Source organism: Sphingomonas glacialis, from assembly GCF_014653575.1.
In the GTDB taxonomy this organism is placed as follows: Bacteria; Pseudomonadota; Alphaproteobacteria; order Sphingomonadales; family Sphingomonadaceae; genus Sphingomonas; species Sphingomonas glacialis.
This window is the reverse complement of the sequence record NZ_BNAQ01000001.1, coordinates 1,076,818-1,091,798: the sequence shown is the minus strand read 5'-3', so window position 1 is coordinate 1,091,798 and position 14,981 is coordinate 1,076,818. Positions and strand designations below refer to the sequence as shown.

Here is a 14,981-nt window from a genome sequence, read left to right as displayed (position 1 = left end):
TCCGGGACGGTGCTTGAACATTGCTGGATGCATTCCAGGGCCCGGTGGCGGTTTCGCTGCCAACGGCCCTTTTTGTATTCCCCGAATTGTTCTGGGGGGGCGTCAAGGCTCCAGCAAAGTAACCAACAGTCAAGGTGAAGAGATTCAATGCCGACAATCAACCAGCTGGTCCGCAAGGGCCGCGATCCGCAGAAGGCCAAGTCCAAGGTCCCTGCAATGGAGCAGAACCCGCAGAAGCGCGGCGTTTGCACCCGCGTCTACACGACGACCCCGAAGAAGCCGAACTCGGCTCTGCGCAAGGTGGCCAAGGTTCGCCTGACCAACCAGCGCGAAGTCATCAGCTACATCCCGGGCGAGGGTCACAACCTGCAGGAGCACTCGGTCGTGCTGATCCGCGGCGGTCGCGTTCGCGATCTTCCCGGCGTGCGCTACCATGTCCTGCGCGGTGTCCTCGATACACAGGGTGTCAAGGATCGTCGCCAGTCGCGTTCCAAGTACGGCGCCAAGCGTCCGAAGTAAGCCGGTCGGCTTTTTAGCCGATCCCAGATGGCTGAAGTTTAGAAGGAAGAATTGAAATGGCACGTCGTCGTCGCCCAGAAAAGCGTATCATCCTCCCCGATCCTAAGTACGGTGATGAGGTCCTCTCGAAGTTCATGAACTCGGTTATGCTCGACGGTAAGAAGTCGGTCGCAGAACTGATCGTGTACGGCGCGATGGAAACCGTCGAAGCCCGTGCGAAGAAGGATCCCGTCGCGGTGTTCCATGACGCGCTCACCAACGTGAAGCCCGGCATCGAAGTCCGCAGCCGCCGTGTCGGTGGTGCGACCTATCAGGTCCCGGTCGAAGTGCGCCCCGAGCGCGCCCAGGCTCTGGCGATTCGCTGGTTGATCTCGGCTGCCCGTGCGCGCAGCGAGAACACCATGTCGGCCCGCCTCTCGGGTGAGCTGATGGACGCCGCCAACAACCGCGGCAACGCGGTCAAGAAGCGCGAAGACACGCACCGCATGGCCGAGGCCAACCGCGCGTTCTCGCACTACCGCTGGTAAGCTAGCGCTCGCTGCAATCGTAACCTATATCGTGGGGAGCCGGACCATCCGGCTCCCCACATCGCTAAGGAAGCACTGACATGGCCCGCAGCCATCCGCTCGAACGCTATCGCAACATCGGCATCATGGCGCACATCGACGCCGGCAAGACGACGACGACCGAGCGTATCCTCTATTACACCGGCAAGTCCTACAAGATCGGCGAAGTGCATGAAGGCACCGCGACGATGGATTGGATGGAGCAGGAGCAGGAGCGCGGGATCACGATCACGTCGGCTGCGACGACCTGCAAGTGGCGCGCCAGCGAAGGCAAGGGCGAAGAGCACCTGATCAACATCATCGACACCCCGGGCCACGTCGACTTCACGATCGAAGTCGAGCGTTCGCTCCGCGTGCTCGATGGCGCGGTTGCGTGCTTCGACGGCGTTGCCGGCGTCGAGCCGCAGTCCGAGACCGTGTGGCGTCAGGCCGAAAAGTACAAAGTGCCGCGGATGTGCTTCGTCAACAAGCTCGACCGTACCGGCGCCGATTTCTATTTCTGCGTCCAGTCGATCATCGATCGCCTCGGTGCGCGTCCAGCCGTGCTGTATCTCCCGATCGGCATGGAAGGCGGCTTCAAGGGCCTCGTCGATCTCGTCGAGAACCGTGCGATCATCTGGCTCGAAGAGAGCCTTGGCGCGAAGTTCGAATATGCCGAGATCCCCGAGGATCTCGCCGAGAAGGCCGCCAAGTATCGCAGCGACCTGATCGAAATGGCCGTCGAGCAGGACGACGCGCTGATGGAAGCGTATCTCGAGGGCAACGAGCCTTCGACCGCCGACCTGAAGAAGCTGATCCGCAAGGGCACGCTCAACTTCTCGTTCGTGCCGGTCGTTTGCGGTTCGGCGTTCAAGAACAAGGGCGTTCAGCCCTTGCTCGACGCCGTCGTCGACTATCTGCCTTCGCCGCTCGACGTTCCGGCCATCCAGGGCCTCAAGCTCGACGGCACGACCGTCGACGAGCGTCCTTCGTCGGACGAGGCACCCTTCTCGGCGCTCGCGTTCAAGATCATGAACGATCCGTTCGTGGGTACGCTGACCTTCGCGCGCATCTACTCGGGCAAGCTCGAGACTGCGTCGCAGGTCACGAACTCGGTCAAGGACAAGAAGGAAAAGGTCGGTCGCATGCTGCTGATGCATGCGAACGAGCGCGAGGACATCCAGGTGGCCTATGCCGGCGACATCGTCGCTCTCGCAGGCCTCAAGGACACCACGACGGGCGACACGCTCTGCGCGATGAACGCTCCGATCATCCTCGAGCGGATGGAATTCCCCGAGCCGGTGATCGAGCTCTCGGTCGAGCCCAAGACCAAGGCCGACCAGGAGAAGATGGGCGTCGCGCTCAATCGTCTCGCACGCGAAGATCCGTCGTTCCGCGTTTCGTCGGACGCCGAGTCGGGCCAGACCATCATCAAGGGCATGGGCGAGCTCCATCTCGAGATCCTGGTCGACCGCATGAAGCGCGAGTTCAAGGTTGAGGCAAACGTCGGCGCGCCGCAGGTGGCTTACCGTGAGTATCTCGGCAAGCCGGTCGACGTCGACTACACGCACAAGAAGCAGTCGGGTGGTACCGGCCAGTTCGGTCGCGTGAAGGTCAAGGTCACGCCGGGCGAGCGCGGTTCGGGCATCGTCTTCAAGGACGAGATCAAGGGCGGTAATATTCCGAAGGAATATATCCCGGCGATCGAGAAGGGCTTCCGCGAGACGGCGGCTACCGGTTCGCTGGTCGGCTTCCCGATCATCGATTTCGAAATCCTCGTCTATGACGGCGCCTACCATGACGTCGACTCGTCGGCGCTGGCGTTCGAAATCTGTGCGCGTGGCGCGATGCGTGAAGTCGCGCAGAAGGCCGGCATCAAGCTGCTCGAGCCGATCATGAAGGTCGAAGTCGTGACCCCGGAAGATTATCTGGGCGACGTCATCGGCGACATGAACAGCCGTCGTGGCCAGATCCAGGGCACCGATACGCGCGGCAACGCGCAGTCGGTGGACGCGATGGTCCCGCTGGCGAACATGTTCGGCTATGTGAACGCGCTCCGCTCGTTCACCCAGGGCCGCGCGAACTACTCGATGCAGTTCTCGCATTACGAAGAAGTCCCGGCCAACGTCGCGGACGAGGTCAAGGCAAAGCTGGCGTAATTGCAAGCCCTGGCGCCCGGTTGGGCGCTAGGGCTAGCGTATCCCGAAATAGGTCGCTATGGGCCCGCGTTCGCGTGGAGCTCTGAAGGCCGCGAGCGAATCAATAAGGTAGGAAATCATGGCGAAAGCAAAGTTCGAGCGGAACAAGCCGCATCTCAACATCGGCACGATCGGCCATGTCGATCATGGCAAGACGTCGCTCACGGCTGCGATCACCAAGGTGCTCGCCGAGACCGGTGGCGCCACGTTCACCAGCTATGCCAACATCGACAAGGCTCCCGAAGAGCGCGAGCGCGGCATCACCATCTCGACCGCACACGTCGAGTATGAGACGCTGGCACGTCACTACGCCCACGTCGATTGCCCGGGCCACGCCGATTATGTGAAGAACATGATCACCGGCGCGGCACAGATGGACGGCGCGATCCTCGTCGTTTCGGCGACCGACGGCCCGATGCCGCAGACCCGCGAGCACATCCTGCTCGCACGCCAGGTCGGCGTGCCGACGATGGTCGTGTTCATGAACAAGGTCGATCTCGTCGACGACGAGGAAATCCTCGAGCTGGTCGAGATGGAAATCCGCGAGCTTCTCTCGAAGTACGATTTCGACGGCGACAACATCCCCGTCATCCGCGGTTCGGCTGTTGCAGCCCTCAACGACACCACGCCTGAGATCGGCCATGACGCCGTCCTCAAGCTGATGGAAGCTGTCGACACGTACCTGCCGCAGCCCGAGCGTCCGCTCGACAAGCCGTTCATGATGCCGATCGAGGACGTGTTCTCGATCTCGGGTCGTGGTACGGTCGTCACCGGCCGCGTCGAGACCGGCATCGTCAAGGTTGGCGAGGAAGTCGAGATCGTCGGCATCAACGACACGCGCAAGACCACGGTCACGGGCGTCGAAATGTTCCGCAAGCTGCTCGACTCGGGTCAGGCTGGCGACAACATCGGCGCGCTGATCCGCGGCGTTGGCCGTGAAGAAGTCGAGCGTGGCCAGGTTCTCTGCAAGCCCGGCTCGATCAAGCCGCACACGGCGTTCTCGTCGGAAGTCTACGTGCTGTCGAAGGACGAGGGTGGCCGTCACACGCCGTTCTTCGCCAACTACCGCCCGCAGTTCTACTTCCGCACGACCGACGTCACCGGCACCGTCGAGCTGCCTGAGGGCACCGAAATGGTCATGCCTGGCGACAACATCGCGCTCGGCGTCAAGCTGATCGCACCGATCGCCATGGACGTCGGCCAGCGCTTCACGATCCGCGAAGGCGGCCGTACCGTTGGTTCGGGCATCGTCTCGGGCATTTCGGCCTAAATTTTCTAGCAATAGAAAAAAGTGCAGCCCGCGCCTCGATGAGAGGCGCGGGCTGTTGCTTTTTATGGAAGGGCCCTGTAGTGGCCCGCCTCCAGTTTTGGTTTTAATCAGTAGAGGCGGCCATTCAGCCGTCATCCCCGGCGCGAGATGCCGGGATGACGAATGGGTGAGTTGCCCCGCTCTTTCGCATCGGTAGGGACTATGGACAGCAATATCCGCATTCGTCTGAAGGCATTCGATCATCGCGTGCTCGACCAGGCTACCGGCGACATCGCCGACACTGCCCGCCGCACCGGCGCGCTCATCCGTGGCCCCATTCCGTTGCCGACGCGCATCGAGAAGTTCACGGTCAACCGCGGCCCGCACATCGACAAGAAGTCGCGCGAGCAGTTCGAGGTCCGTACCTACAAGCGCATGCTCGACATCGTTCAGCCGACCCCGCAGACGGTCGACGCGCTGATGAAGCTCGACCTCGCCGCAGGCGTTGACGTCGAGATCAAGCTGGCTTAAAGGCCGCTCCTCTACGAGATTCGGTTCCGCTTTCGGCGGCATCAAATAGACGGGATACCGCCGGATTTATCCGGGTCTGCGTCCCCCGACACGCTCCACCGCCAACGCGGGGAGCACCAGCCCGGGTCGGGGCCGCAGTATAAAATAAGTTTGGGCTGAGTACGCACCCTTCGGAATGGTCCGAGGGGTGCCTCTGCATTGAATGGAGCATTGATCATGCGCACTGGCGTGATCGCGAAAAAGATGGGGATGACCCGCTGGTTCCAAGACGACGGGCGCCATGTGCCCGTGACCGTTCTGGCACTGGAAAATCTTCAAGTTGTGGCCGTTCGCGAGGCCGATCGAGATGGGTATGTTGCAGTCCAGTTGGGCGCAGGTACCGCAAAAGCGAAGAATGTCGCCAAGCCGCAGCGCGGCCACTTCGGCAAGGCCGAAGTCGAGCCCAAGGCGAAGCTGGCGGAATTCCGCGTGAGCGATGATGCCGTGCTCGAAGTCGGCGCGACCATCTCTGCCGATCATTATGTTTCCGGCCAGATTGTCGATATCCAGGGCGTGACCCAGGGTAAGGGCTTCCAGGGCGGCATGAAGCGTTGGGGCTTCGGCGGTCTGCGTGCGACCCACGGCGTCTCGGTCTCGCACCGTTCGCTCGGTTCGACCGGTCAGCGCCAGGATCCGGGCAAGGTCTTCAAGAACAAGAAGATGGCCGGGCACATGGGCGACAAGAACCGCACCCAGCAGAACCTCGAAATCGTCTCGACCGACGTCGAGCGTGGCCTCATCTTCGTCAAGGGTTCGGTCCCTGGCTCGAAGGGCGGCTGGTTGCTGGTCAAGGATTCGGTCAAGGTCGCGCGTCACGCCGATGCGCCGTACCCCGCCGGCCTCCGCCAGGTTGCCAACACCAACGACACCGCTCCCGCCGAGACGCCTGCTGACGTCGCGACCGTGGACGCGACCGACGGCCAGGAGGGCTGATCATGAAGGTTACATCTCAGTCTTTCGACGGCGCAGCCGGCACGGAAGTCGAGCTCAACGACGAGGTCTTCGGTCTCGATCCGCGCGCCGACATCCTGCACCGCGTCGTCACCTGGCAGCTCGAGAAGCGCCGAGCGACCGCAAGCGGCACGCGTGAGCGTTCCGACGTTGCGCGTACCGGCAAGAAGTTCGGTCGCCAGAAGGGCGGCGGTACGGCACGTCACGGCGATCGCCGCGCTCCGATCTTCGTCGGCGGTGGTAAGGCGCACGGTCAGCGGACCCGCGACTTCAACCCTGGCCTGAACAAGAAGATCCGCGCGCTCGGTCTCAAGATGGCACTGTCGACGCATGCACAGGCCGGTACGCTGGTCGTCATGGACAGCCTTGGCGTTGCCGAGAACAAGACCAAGACGCTGATCGCGGATTGGGCAAAGCTCGGCACCGGCAAGACCGCGCTCGTCATCGACGGCGACATGGTCGACACGAGCTTCGCACTGGCTGCGGGCAACCTGCACACGATCAACGTGATGCCGGCGGCTGGCGCCAATGTGTACGATATCCTGAAGCACGACACGCTGGTCCTGACCCGCGCTGCCGTCGAAATGCTGGAGGCGCGCTTCAATGGCTAAGCCAAAAACCGGGATCGACGCACGTCATTACGACGTGATCGTTGCTCCGCACATCACCGAGAAGGCGACCTTGCTCTCCGAGCATAACGCCGTCGTGTTCAAGGTCACCAACGACGCGACCAAGCCGCAGATCAAGGCTGCAGTGGAAGCGCTGTTCGACGTGACCGTTCTGGGGGTCAACACGATCGTCCAGAAGGGCAAGACCAAGAAGTGGAAGGGCGCGCCCTACACCCGCTCCGACATCAAGAAGGCGATCGTGACGTTGAAGGACGGCCAGTCCATCGACGTGACGACGGGGATCTGATCCGATGGCACTGAAGCATTATAACCCGACGAGCCCGGCACGCCGCGGGCTCATCCTCGTCGACCGTTCGGCACTGCACAAGGGCGGCCCCGTCAAGGCGCTGACCGAAGGCAAGCGCAAGACCGGTGGCCGTAACAACAAGGGCCACATCACGTCGCGCGGCATCGCCGGCGGTCACAAGCAGCGCTACCGCATCATCGACTTCAAGCGCCGTAACTGGGGCGTCGATGGCGTGGTCGAGCGGATCGAATACGATCCCAACCGCACCGCGTTCATCGCGCTGATCAACTATGGTCAGACCGCCGATGGCAAGGAAAACGTTGCCTACATCATCGCGCCGCAGCGCTTGGCCGTCGGTGACAAGGTCATCGCGGACAAGAAGACCGACGTGAAGCCGGGCAACGCGATGGAGCTGGGCCAGATGCCGGTCGGCACGATCGTCCACAACGTCGAGATGAAGCCGGGCAAGGGCGGTCAGATCGCACGTTCGGCCGGCACCTATGTGCAGGTCGTCGGTCGCGACAAGGGCATGGTCATGGTCCGCCTCAACTCGGGCGAGCAGCGCTACCTCCATGCGAACTGCATGGCCACGGTCGGCGCCGTGTCGAACCCCGACAACGGCAACACCAACCTCGCCAAGGCAGGCCGCAGCCGCTGGTTGGGCATCCGCCCGCTGACGCGTGGTGTCGCCAAGAACCCGGTCGACCATCCGCACGGCGGTGGTGAAGGCCGTACCTCGGGTGGCCGTCATCCGGTTACGCCATGGGGCAAGCCGACCAAGGGTGCGCGCACCCGTCACAATAAGTCGACGGATAAGATGATCATCCGTTCGCGTCATTCGACGAAGAGGAAGGGCTAAGATGGCTCGCTCAGTCTGGAAGGGTCCCTTCGTGGACCTCCACCTGCTCAAGAAGGCAGAAACCGCGCAGGAAACCAATGCGCGCGGTGCGATCAAGACCTGGTCGCGTCGCTCGACGATCCTGCCGCAGTTCGTGGGCCTCACGTTCAGCGTCTATAACGGCCGCAAGTTCGTGCCGGTCTCGGTCAATGAGGACATGGTGGGCATGAAGCTCGGCGAGTTCGCGCCCACCCGTTACTTCCCCGGCCACGCCGCGGACAAGAAGGGCAAGCGCTAATGTCTAAGGCGAAATCCCCCCGCAAGGTCGGCGAGAAGGAAGCCCTCTCGGTCGGCACGCAGATCCGTGGTTCGGCGCAGAAGCTGGGTCTCGTTGCAGCGCTCATCCGCAACAAGCCGGTCGGCCAAGCGATGAACATCCTGCAATTCTCGACCAAGGGCATGGCAATCGAAGCGCGCAAGGTGCTGGCCTCGGCCATCGCCAACGCCGAGAACAACCATAACCTCGACGTCGACTCGCTCGTCGTCTCGGAAGCCTCGGTCGGCAAGTCGATCGTCATGAAGCGGTTCGCCACGCGCGGCCGCGGCAAGTCGACCCGCATCCTCAAGCCCTTCAGCCGCCTGCGCATCGTCGTTCGCGAAATGGAAGAAGAAGAAGCGTAATGGGTCAGAAATCGAACCCCATCGGTCTGCGCCTGCAGATCAACCGCACCTGGGACAGCCGCTGGTATGCCGAGGGCGCCGATTACGGTCGTCTTCTGCTCGAAGATCTCAAGATGCGTGCGTTCATCATGAAGACGCTGCCGCAGGCAGCGATCTCCAAGGTGGTGATCGACCGTCCGGCCAAGCTGTGCCGCGTCTCGATCTTCGCAGCACGCCCCGGCGTGATCATCGGCAAGAAGGGCGCAGACATTGAAAAGCTGCGCCGCCTGCTCGGCAAGATGACCACGTCCGACGTGAGCCTCAACATCGTCGAAATCCGCAAGCCGGAAGTCGATTCGAAGCTCGTCGCACAGGGCATTGCCGATCAGCTCGAGCGTCGTATCGCTTTCCGCCGCGCCATGAAGCGTGCGGTCCAGTCGGCGATGCGTCTCGGCGCCGAGGGCATCCGGATCAACTGCGGCGGCCGTCTCGGCGGTGCTGAAATCGCGCGTTCGGAATGGTATCGCGAAGGTCGCGTTCCGCTCCACACGCTGCGCGCCAACGTCGATTATGCCGAAGCGACTGCACACACCGCCTACGGCGTGTGCGGCGTGAAGGTCTGGATCTTCAAGGGCGAAATCCTGGGTCATGACCCGATGGCGACCGACCGGCTGATGATGGAAGCACAGACTTCCGGCGTCCGGCCTGATCCGCGCCGCTAAGGAATAGATCATGCTGCAACCGAAAAAGACCAAGTTTCGCAAGGCCTTCAAGGGCCGCATCCATGGCGACGCCAAGTCCGGCACGACCCTCAACTTCGGCTCGTACGGGCTGAAGGCGATGGAGCCGGACCGGATCACTGCACGCCAGATCGAGGCGGCTCGCCGCGCGATCACGCGTCACATCAAGCGCCAGGGGCGTTTGTGGATTCGCGTTTTCCCGGATCTTCCCGTCTCGGGCAAGCCTGCCGAAGTCCGCATGGGTAAGGGCAAGGGTTCGCCGGAATATTGGGCAGCTCGCGTAAAGCCGGGCCGCATCCTGTTCGAACTCGATGGCGTTCCGGGTGACATCGCCGCTATGGCGTTCAGCCGCGCAGCGATGAAGCTGCCGATCAAGGTGAAGGTCGTTGCCCGTCTCGGCGACACCTCGCATCTGGGAGTTGCATAAGATGGCAAAGCTCGACACGCGTCGTTCCGACCTGGTCGCCAAGACCGAAGACCAGCTGGGCGAAGAGCTCGGCAACCTGAAGCGTGAGGCGTTCAACCTCCGCTTCCAGGCGGCGACCAACCAGCTCGAAAAGTCGAGCCGGGTGAAGGAAGTCCGTCGCGACATCGCTCGCATCAAGACCCTGCAGTCGACGCGTTCGCGCGACGCTGCGGCAAAGTAAGGATTTAGACATGCCAAAGCGCGTGCTGACGGGGCTGATCGTCTCCGACAAGGGCGACAAGACGGTGGTCGTGAACGTGGAGCGCAAGGTCAAGCACGCGCTCTACGGCAAGATTATCCGTCGTACGAAGAAGTATCATGCTCACGATGAGGGCAATGAGTTCAAGCAGGGCGAAACCGTGCGGATCGAAGAGACCGCACCGATCTCCAAGCTGAAGACCTGGAAGGTGATCGATCGGGTTAACACCCACGCGACGCCTGAGCGGGTCGACGTCGACGCCTGACACCTCCGTCGCGGTCCCCCGGTGAGAGCCGGGGCCGCATGGAAAGGGTCAGGCAATGGTCGTGCTACCCCGGTATTGGGGTGACGACTGAGTTTAGGCGGCACCGGTCGGAATCGGTGCCTGGAATGAGAAGGAAGCGGATCCAATGATCCAGATGCAATCCAATCTCGAGGTCGCTGACAACAGCGGCGCGAAGCGGGTTATGTGCATCAAGGTGCTTGGGGGTTCCAAGCGTCGTGTTGCAGGCGTGGGCGACATCATCGTCGTCAGCGTCAAGGAAGCTGCCCCCCGTGGCCGCGTGAAGAAGGGCGACGTGCACCGTGCCGTCATCGTGCGTACGGCGAAGGACATTCGCCGGGCCGATGGCACCGTGATCCGCTTCGATTCGAACGCAGCCGTGCTGGTCAACAAGAACGAAGAGCCAATCGGCACGCGTATCTTTGGCCCAGTGGTGCGCGAGCTCCGCGGCAAGAAGCACATGAAGATCATCTCGCTCGCACCGGAGGTGCTGTAAAATGGCCGCCGCTAAGATCAAGAAGGGCGATCGCGTCATCGTCCTGTCGGGCCGTGACAAGGGCAAGACCGGCGAAGTCACGATGGCCATGCCGAAGGACGGCAAGGTCGTTGTCGCCGGCGTCAACGTCGCTGTGCGCCACACCAAGCCGAGCCAGGGCGACCCCGAGGGTGGCCTGAAGCGTTCGGAAGCACCGATGCACATTTCCAAGGTTGCGCATGTGACCGCCGACGGCAAGCCGACGCGCGTTCGCTTCGAGACCCAGGACGGCAAGAAGGTCCGCGTTGCGGTCAAGACCGGGGAGAAGATCAGTGGCTGATGCTGCAACCAAGCCCCGGATGAAGGGCATGTACGACGACAAGATCGTCGCTGCGATGACCGAGAAGTTCGGCTACAAGAACGCGATGGAAGTTCCGCGCATCGACAAGATCGTCCTGAACATGGGCGTTGGCGAAGCGACGCAGGACAAGAAGAAGGTCGACCAGGCAGCCCAGGAAATGGAGCTGATCGCCGGCCAGAAGCCCGTCGTCACCAAGGCCAAGAAGTCGATCGCACAGTTCAAGCTGCGCGAAGGCATGCCGATCGGCGTGAAGGTTACCCTTCGTCGTGAGCGCATGTACGAGTTCCTCGACCGTTTCATCACGATCGCGCTTCCGCGCGTTCGCGATTTCCGCGGGCTCAACCCCAAGTCGTTCGACGGACGCGGCAACTATGCCTGCGGCCTGAAGGAGCAGCTGGTGTTCCCGGAAATCAGCTACGACCGGATCGACAAGATTCGCGGCATGGACGTGATCGTCACGACCACGGCACGGACCGACGACGAAGCGCGCGAGCTGCTCCGCCTGTTCGGCTTCCCGTTCCCGCCGGAAGTCACTGAAGACGCGACCGAAAAGAAGGCGGCATAAGATGGCGAAGGTAAGTTCTGTCAACAAGAACGAGCGTCGCAAGATGCTCGTCAAGAAGTACGCCCCGAAGTACGCGGCGCTCAAGGCAATCGCTGGCGACAATTCGCTCAGCGACGGCGAGCGGATCGAAGCCCGTCTGAAGATGGCCGAGATTCCCCGCAACGGGAACCCGACGCGCATCCGCAACCGCTGCGAGCTGACGGGTCGTCCGCGCGCTTATTATCGCAAGTTCCGCCTCTGCCGTATTCAGCTGCGCGATCTGGCCAACAAGGGCCTGATCCCGGGCGTTACGAAGTCGAGCTGGTAAGGATCAACAGATGGCATTGACCGATCCCCTGGGTGATATGCTCACCCGCATCCGCAACGGCCAGCGCGCGCGCAAGGACTCCGTCCTGACGCCGGGCTCCAAGCTGCGGGCCCGCGTTCTCGACGTTCTCCAGCGCGAAGGCTACATCCGTGGCTATAGCGAAGAGCAGATGGGCCCTGCGGCCGGCATCCGCATCGAGCTGAAGTATTTCGAGGGCCAGCCTGCGATCAAGCACGTTGCCCGCGTTTCGAAGCCTGGCCGTCGCGTCTATTCGGCTTCGACCGAACTGCCGCGCGTCATGAATGGCCTCGGCATCACCATCGTCTCGACGCCTCGCGGCGTTCTGTCCGACGCCGAAGCGCGCGAACAGAATGTCGGCGGCGAAGTCCTCGCGGAGGTGTTCTGATATGAGCCGCATCGGTAAAAAGCCGGTCGCGATCCCCAGCGGCGTGACCGCGACGATCGAAGGCCAGCAGCTCACCGTGAAGGGGCCGAAGGGCACCCTCGCGATGCCGCTGCGCGAAGAGATCAGCTATGTGCTCGAAGAGGGTGGCGTTTCGGTCAACCCCGCAAACGAGACCAAGCGCGCTCGCGCGTTCTGGGGCATGCAGCGTACCCTCGTGCAGAACCTGATCACCGGCGTGTCGGACGGCTTCACCAAGAAGCTGCTGATCAACGGCGTTGGCTATCGTGCTGCGGCGCAGGGCAAGAACCTGAACCTCAAGCTCGGCTACAGCCACGACGTCAACATCGACGTGCCGGAGGGGATCGAAGTCAAGACCCCCGACAACACGACGATCGAGATCTCGGGTTCGGACAAGCAGAAGGTCGGCCAGCTGGCAGCTGAAATCCGTCGTTGGCGCAAGCCCGAGCCTTACAAGGGCAAGGGCATCAAGTACGACGGCGAGTTCATCTTCCGCAAGGAAGGGAAGAAGAAGTAATGTCGACCAAGGGTATGTCTCTCTTCGAGAAGCGGCGCCGCCGCAACCGCACCGCGCTTCGTGCACGGGGTTCGGGCCGTCCGCGGCTGTCGATCCACCGCTCGGGCCGCCACATCTATGCGCAGATCATCGACGACGCCAAGGGCGTGACGATCGCTGCCGCTTCGACGCTGGAAAAGGACGTGCGCGACACGTCCGGCGCCAACCTCGACGCAGCGACCGGTGTCGGCACGCGCATCGCCGAAGCCTGCAAGGCTGCTGGCGTGACGCAGGTCGTGTTCGACCGCGGTGGCTTCCTGTTCCACGGCCGGGTCAAGGCGCTGGCGACTGCCGCGCGTGAAGCCGGATTGGAGTTCTAATTATGGCTGACGACAACATTCCAAACGAAATCGCAGCGTCGCCCGACGGCGCACCGGTTCCGCAGCAGGAAGCGCCCCGTGGTCGCGGTGGTCCTGGTGGCAACCGTGGCGGCCCTGGCGGCGGTCGTGGTCCTGGCGGCGGTGCGAACCGTGGCGGCCGTGACAACCGTGGCGGTCGCGACAATCGCGGTCGTGGCGGCCCTGGCGCCGACGATGGCGGCGAAGAGCTGATCGAGAAGCTTGTTCACATCAACCGCGTCTCGAAGACGGTCAAGGGCGGCAAGCGCTTCGGCTTTGCAGCACTCGTCGTCGTCGGCGACGGCAAGGGCCGGGTCGGCTTCGGTCATGGCAAGGCGCGCGAAGTGCCGGAAGCCATCTCGAAGGCGACGGCTGCTGCCAAGAAGGCAATGGTCCGCGTTCCGCTCAAGGAAGGCCGCACGCTGCATCATGACGGCAACGGTCACTTCGGTGCCGGTCTCGTGACGCTGCGCTCGGCACCTGCCGGTACTGGCATCATCGCTGGTGGTCCGATGCGCGCCGTGTTCGAATCGCTCGGCGTCGCCGACGTCGTGACCAAGTCGGTCGGCACGTCGAACCCCTACAACATGATCCGGGCAACCTTCGAGGCGCTGACCTCGCAGGTTTCGCCGAAGTCGGTTGCACAGCGTCGCGGCAAGAAGATTGCCGACCTGCTGGGCCGTGGTGGATCCGAGACTGCCGAGGCCGATGCGGCCGCGGTTGTGGAGTAAGCGACATGGCAACCATCAAGATCACGCAGACCGGTTCGCCGATCCGCCGCGAAGCCGACCAGCGCGCAACGCTGATCGGCCTCGGCCTCAACAAGATGCACAAGACGCGTGAGCTCGAGGATACCCCCGAAGTCCGGGGCATGATCCGCAAGGTCGCGCACATGGTGAAGATCGAGGCGTAAGCCTCGATCTGAACTAGCCCTCTCCCGCCTTCGCGGGAGAGGGTTGGGTGAGGGTCTCCTACTTCTTCTGTTCCGAGCGGGCAGAAAAAGAAGGCCCTCACCGACTACGACTAGGCCCGCCTGAAGTAGGTGGACCAAGTCTCCGTTGCCTCTCCCGCATGCGGGAGAGGATACTGGGGACAGTCGGATATAGACAAACGCGGGGCAGGGGGCTAACGGCCCCCTTCTCCATTTTATCAGCGCGACAAAAGCGAAAGCGAGTGCACTCATGAAACTCAATGAAATCCGCGACAATCAGGGCGCGCGTAAATCCAAGATGCGTGTCGGCCGTGGTATCGGTTCGGGCAAGGGCAAGACTGCCGGTCGTGGCCAGAAGGGCCAGAAGAGCCGTGAAGGCGTCTCGATCGCAGGCTTCGAGGGCGGCCAGATGCCTCTCCACATGCGTCTGCCGAAGCGCGGCTTCAACAACATCTTCGCCAAGGACTATGCCGAGGTGAACCTCGGTGCGATCCAGGCTGCGGTCGACGCAGGCAAGATCGAAGCCGGCGCGACGCTCGACCATGACGCGCTCAAGGCCGTTGGCCTGGCGCGTGGCGGCAAGGACGGCGTCCGTCTGCTCGCCAAGGGCGAGATGACGGCTGTGCTCAGCTTCACCGTTGCCGGCGCGTCGAAGGGCGCGATCGAAGCGGTCGAGAAGCTCGGCGGCAAGGTCGACGTGATCCACGTCGTGCCCGCAGCTGAAAAGGCTGCCGCCAAGAAGGGCGTCAAGTATCGCGAGCGCAAGGCGCACAAGGAATCGTTCAAGGCCTGAACGTTTCGGGCCTGAATTTCCCAGGCTGACACCGACCTCCGTCATTCCCGCGAAAGCGGGAATCCCGCTTCTCCTTCTGGCGACGTTAGAAGAAGAGG

The 14,981-nt window shown here is 62.6% G+C and carries 25 protein-coding genes; all 25 read left to right on the top strand.

Features of this window, described 5'->3' with window-relative positions; genetic code table 11:
* Nucleotides 1–147 precede the first annotated feature (147 nt).
* The 25 genes from rpsL (at nucleotide 148) to rplO (ending at nucleotide 14,883) form a co-directional block, all read left to right on the top strand.
* Nucleotides 148–519, top strand: coding sequence for a 30S ribosomal protein S12 (gene rpsL, locus IE187_RS05210; protein ID WP_019516007.1), 372 nt, complete (start codon nucleotides 148–150; stop codon nucleotides 517–519).
* 56 nt (nucleotides 520–575) lie between these two features.
* Complete coding sequence (rpsG, locus tag IE187_RS05205; protein WP_133189639.1) at nucleotides 576–1,046, top strand: 30S ribosomal protein S7; 471 nt, start codon at nucleotides 576–578, stop codon at nucleotides 1,044–1,046.
* Nucleotides 1,047–1,126: 80 nt separating this feature from the next.
* Nucleotides 1,127–3,223: an elongation factor G gene (fusA, locus tag IE187_RS05200; protein ID WP_189675332.1), complete on the top strand. Its 2,097-nt coding sequence runs from the start codon at nucleotides 1,127–1,129 to the stop codon at nucleotides 3,221–3,223.
* A 118-nt stretch (nucleotides 3,224–3,341) separates the two neighbouring features.
* Nucleotides 3,342–4,532 carry an elongation factor Tu gene (tuf, locus tag IE187_RS05195; RefSeq protein WP_010185493.1) on the top strand — a complete coding sequence of 397 codons (1,191 nt, stop codon included), beginning with the start codon at nucleotides 3,342–3,344 and terminating at the stop codon, nucleotides 4,530–4,532.
* Nucleotides 4,533–4,733: 201 nt separating this feature from the next.
* Nucleotides 4,734–5,042 carry a 30S ribosomal protein S10 gene (gene rpsJ / locus IE187_RS05190; protein WP_007406109.1) on the top strand — a complete coding sequence of 103 codons (309 nt, stop codon included), beginning with the start codon at nucleotides 4,734–4,736 and terminating at the stop codon, nucleotides 5,040–5,042.
* Nucleotides 5,043–5,258: 216 nt separating this feature from the next.
* The gene (rplC, locus tag IE187_RS05185; RefSeq protein ID WP_010185494.1) at nucleotides 5,259–6,014 is read left to right on the top strand and encodes a 50S ribosomal protein L3; all 756 of its coding nucleotides are present in this window, start codon (nucleotides 5,259–5,261) and stop codon (nucleotides 6,012–6,014) included.
* A 2-nt stretch (nucleotides 6,015–6,016) separates the two neighbouring features.
* Nucleotides 6,017–6,643: a 50S ribosomal protein L4 gene (gene rplD / locus IE187_RS05180; protein WP_133189635.1), complete on the top strand. Its 627-nt coding sequence runs from the start codon at nucleotides 6,017–6,019 to the stop codon at nucleotides 6,641–6,643.
* Nucleotides 6,636–6,947 carry a 50S ribosomal protein L23 gene (locus IE187_RS05175; RefSeq protein WP_010185496.1) on the top strand — a complete coding sequence of 104 codons (312 nt, stop codon included), beginning with the start codon at nucleotides 6,636–6,638 and terminating at the stop codon, nucleotides 6,945–6,947. Before rplD ends, IE187_RS05175 begins: the two co-directional genes overlap by 8 nt.
* 4 nt (nucleotides 6,948–6,951) lie before the next feature.
* Entirely contained in the window at nucleotides 6,952–7,806 is an 855-nt protein-coding gene (rplB, locus tag IE187_RS05170) for a 50S ribosomal protein L2 (protein WP_133189631.1), read from the top strand.
* 1 nt (nucleotide 7,807) lies between these two features.
* Complete coding sequence (gene rpsS / locus IE187_RS05165) at nucleotides 7,808–8,083, top strand: 30S ribosomal protein S19 (RefSeq protein ID WP_010164582.1); 276 nt, start codon at nucleotides 7,808–7,810, stop codon at nucleotides 8,081–8,083.
* Nucleotides 8,083–8,466: a 50S ribosomal protein L22 gene (rplV, locus tag IE187_RS05160; protein WP_189675331.1), complete on the top strand. Its 384-nt coding sequence runs from the start codon at nucleotides 8,083–8,085 to the stop codon at nucleotides 8,464–8,466. Before rpsS ends, rplV begins: the two co-directional genes overlap by 1 nt.
* On the top strand, nucleotides 8,466–9,167 hold the full coding sequence (gene rpsC, locus IE187_RS05155; RefSeq protein WP_010185499.1) for a 30S ribosomal protein S3: 702 nt from the start codon (nucleotides 8,466–8,468) through the stop codon (nucleotides 9,165–9,167). The genes rplV and rpsC overlap by 1 nt, the downstream gene beginning before the upstream one ends.
* Before the next feature lie 10 nt (nucleotides 9,168–9,177).
* Nucleotides 9,178–9,612 (top strand): 50S ribosomal protein L16, encoded by a 435-nt coding sequence (rplP, locus tag IE187_RS05150; RefSeq protein ID WP_010185500.1) that lies wholly within the window; start codon nucleotides 9,178–9,180, stop codon nucleotides 9,610–9,612.
* Between the two features lies 1 nt (nucleotide 9,613).
* On the top strand, nucleotides 9,614–9,832 hold the full coding sequence (gene rpmC / locus IE187_RS05145) for a 50S ribosomal protein L29 (RefSeq protein WP_133189629.1): 219 nt from the start codon (nucleotides 9,614–9,616) through the stop codon (nucleotides 9,830–9,832).
* A 10-nt stretch (nucleotides 9,833–9,842) separates the two neighbouring features.
* Nucleotides 9,843–10,115 (top strand): 30S ribosomal protein S17, encoded by a 273-nt coding sequence (gene rpsQ / locus IE187_RS05140; protein WP_010185503.1) that lies wholly within the window; start codon nucleotides 9,843–9,845, stop codon nucleotides 10,113–10,115.
* Nucleotides 10,116–10,260: 145 nt separating this feature from the next.
* Nucleotides 10,261–10,629 (top strand): 50S ribosomal protein L14, encoded by a 369-nt coding sequence (rplN, locus tag IE187_RS05135; RefSeq protein WP_010164574.1) that lies wholly within the window; start codon nucleotides 10,261–10,263, stop codon nucleotides 10,627–10,629.
* Between the two features lies 1 nt (nucleotide 10,630).
* The gene (gene rplX / locus IE187_RS05130; protein WP_133189627.1) at nucleotides 10,631–10,948 is read left to right on the top strand and encodes a 50S ribosomal protein L24; all 318 of its coding nucleotides are present in this window, start codon (nucleotides 10,631–10,633) and stop codon (nucleotides 10,946–10,948) included.
* Nucleotides 10,941–11,534, top strand: coding sequence for a 50S ribosomal protein L5 (gene rplE / locus IE187_RS05125; protein ID WP_029625217.1), 594 nt, complete (start codon nucleotides 10,941–10,943; stop codon nucleotides 11,532–11,534). The genes rplX and rplE overlap by 8 nt, the downstream gene beginning before the upstream one ends.
* Nucleotide 11,535: 1 nt before the next feature.
* Entirely contained in the window at nucleotides 11,536–11,841 is a 306-nt protein-coding gene (rpsN, locus tag IE187_RS05120) for a 30S ribosomal protein S14 (RefSeq protein WP_010185506.1), read from the top strand.
* A 10-nt stretch (nucleotides 11,842–11,851) separates the two neighbouring features.
* Nucleotides 11,852–12,247, top strand: coding sequence for a 30S ribosomal protein S8 (gene rpsH, locus IE187_RS05115; protein WP_010185507.1), 396 nt, complete (start codon nucleotides 11,852–11,854; stop codon nucleotides 12,245–12,247).
* Nucleotide 12,248: 1 nt separating this feature from the next.
* Nucleotides 12,249–12,782, top strand: a complete 534-nt coding sequence (gene rplF / locus IE187_RS05110) for a 50S ribosomal protein L6 (RefSeq protein WP_010185508.1) — start codon at nucleotides 12,249–12,251, stop codon at nucleotides 12,780–12,782.
* Nucleotides 12,782–13,141 (top strand): 50S ribosomal protein L18, encoded by a 360-nt coding sequence (gene rplR / locus IE187_RS05105; protein ID WP_010185509.1) that lies wholly within the window; start codon nucleotides 12,782–12,784, stop codon nucleotides 13,139–13,141. Before rplF ends, rplR begins: the two co-directional genes overlap by 1 nt.
* 2 nt (nucleotides 13,142–13,143) lie before the next feature.
* Complete coding sequence (gene rpsE / locus IE187_RS05100) at nucleotides 13,144–13,890, top strand: 30S ribosomal protein S5 (RefSeq protein ID WP_133189625.1); 747 nt, start codon at nucleotides 13,144–13,146, stop codon at nucleotides 13,888–13,890.
* A 5-nt stretch (nucleotides 13,891–13,895) separates the two neighbouring features.
* The gene (rpmD, locus tag IE187_RS05095) at nucleotides 13,896–14,072 is read left to right on the top strand and encodes a 50S ribosomal protein L30 (RefSeq protein ID WP_010164564.1); all 177 of its coding nucleotides are present in this window, start codon (nucleotides 13,896–13,898) and stop codon (nucleotides 14,070–14,072) included.
* Nucleotides 14,073–14,340: 268 nt separating this feature from the next.
* Nucleotides 14,341–14,883, top strand: coding sequence for a 50S ribosomal protein L15 (gene rplO, locus IE187_RS05090; protein ID WP_189675330.1), 543 nt, complete (start codon nucleotides 14,341–14,343; stop codon nucleotides 14,881–14,883).
* The last annotated feature ends 98 nt before the right edge of the window (nucleotides 14,884–14,981 follow it).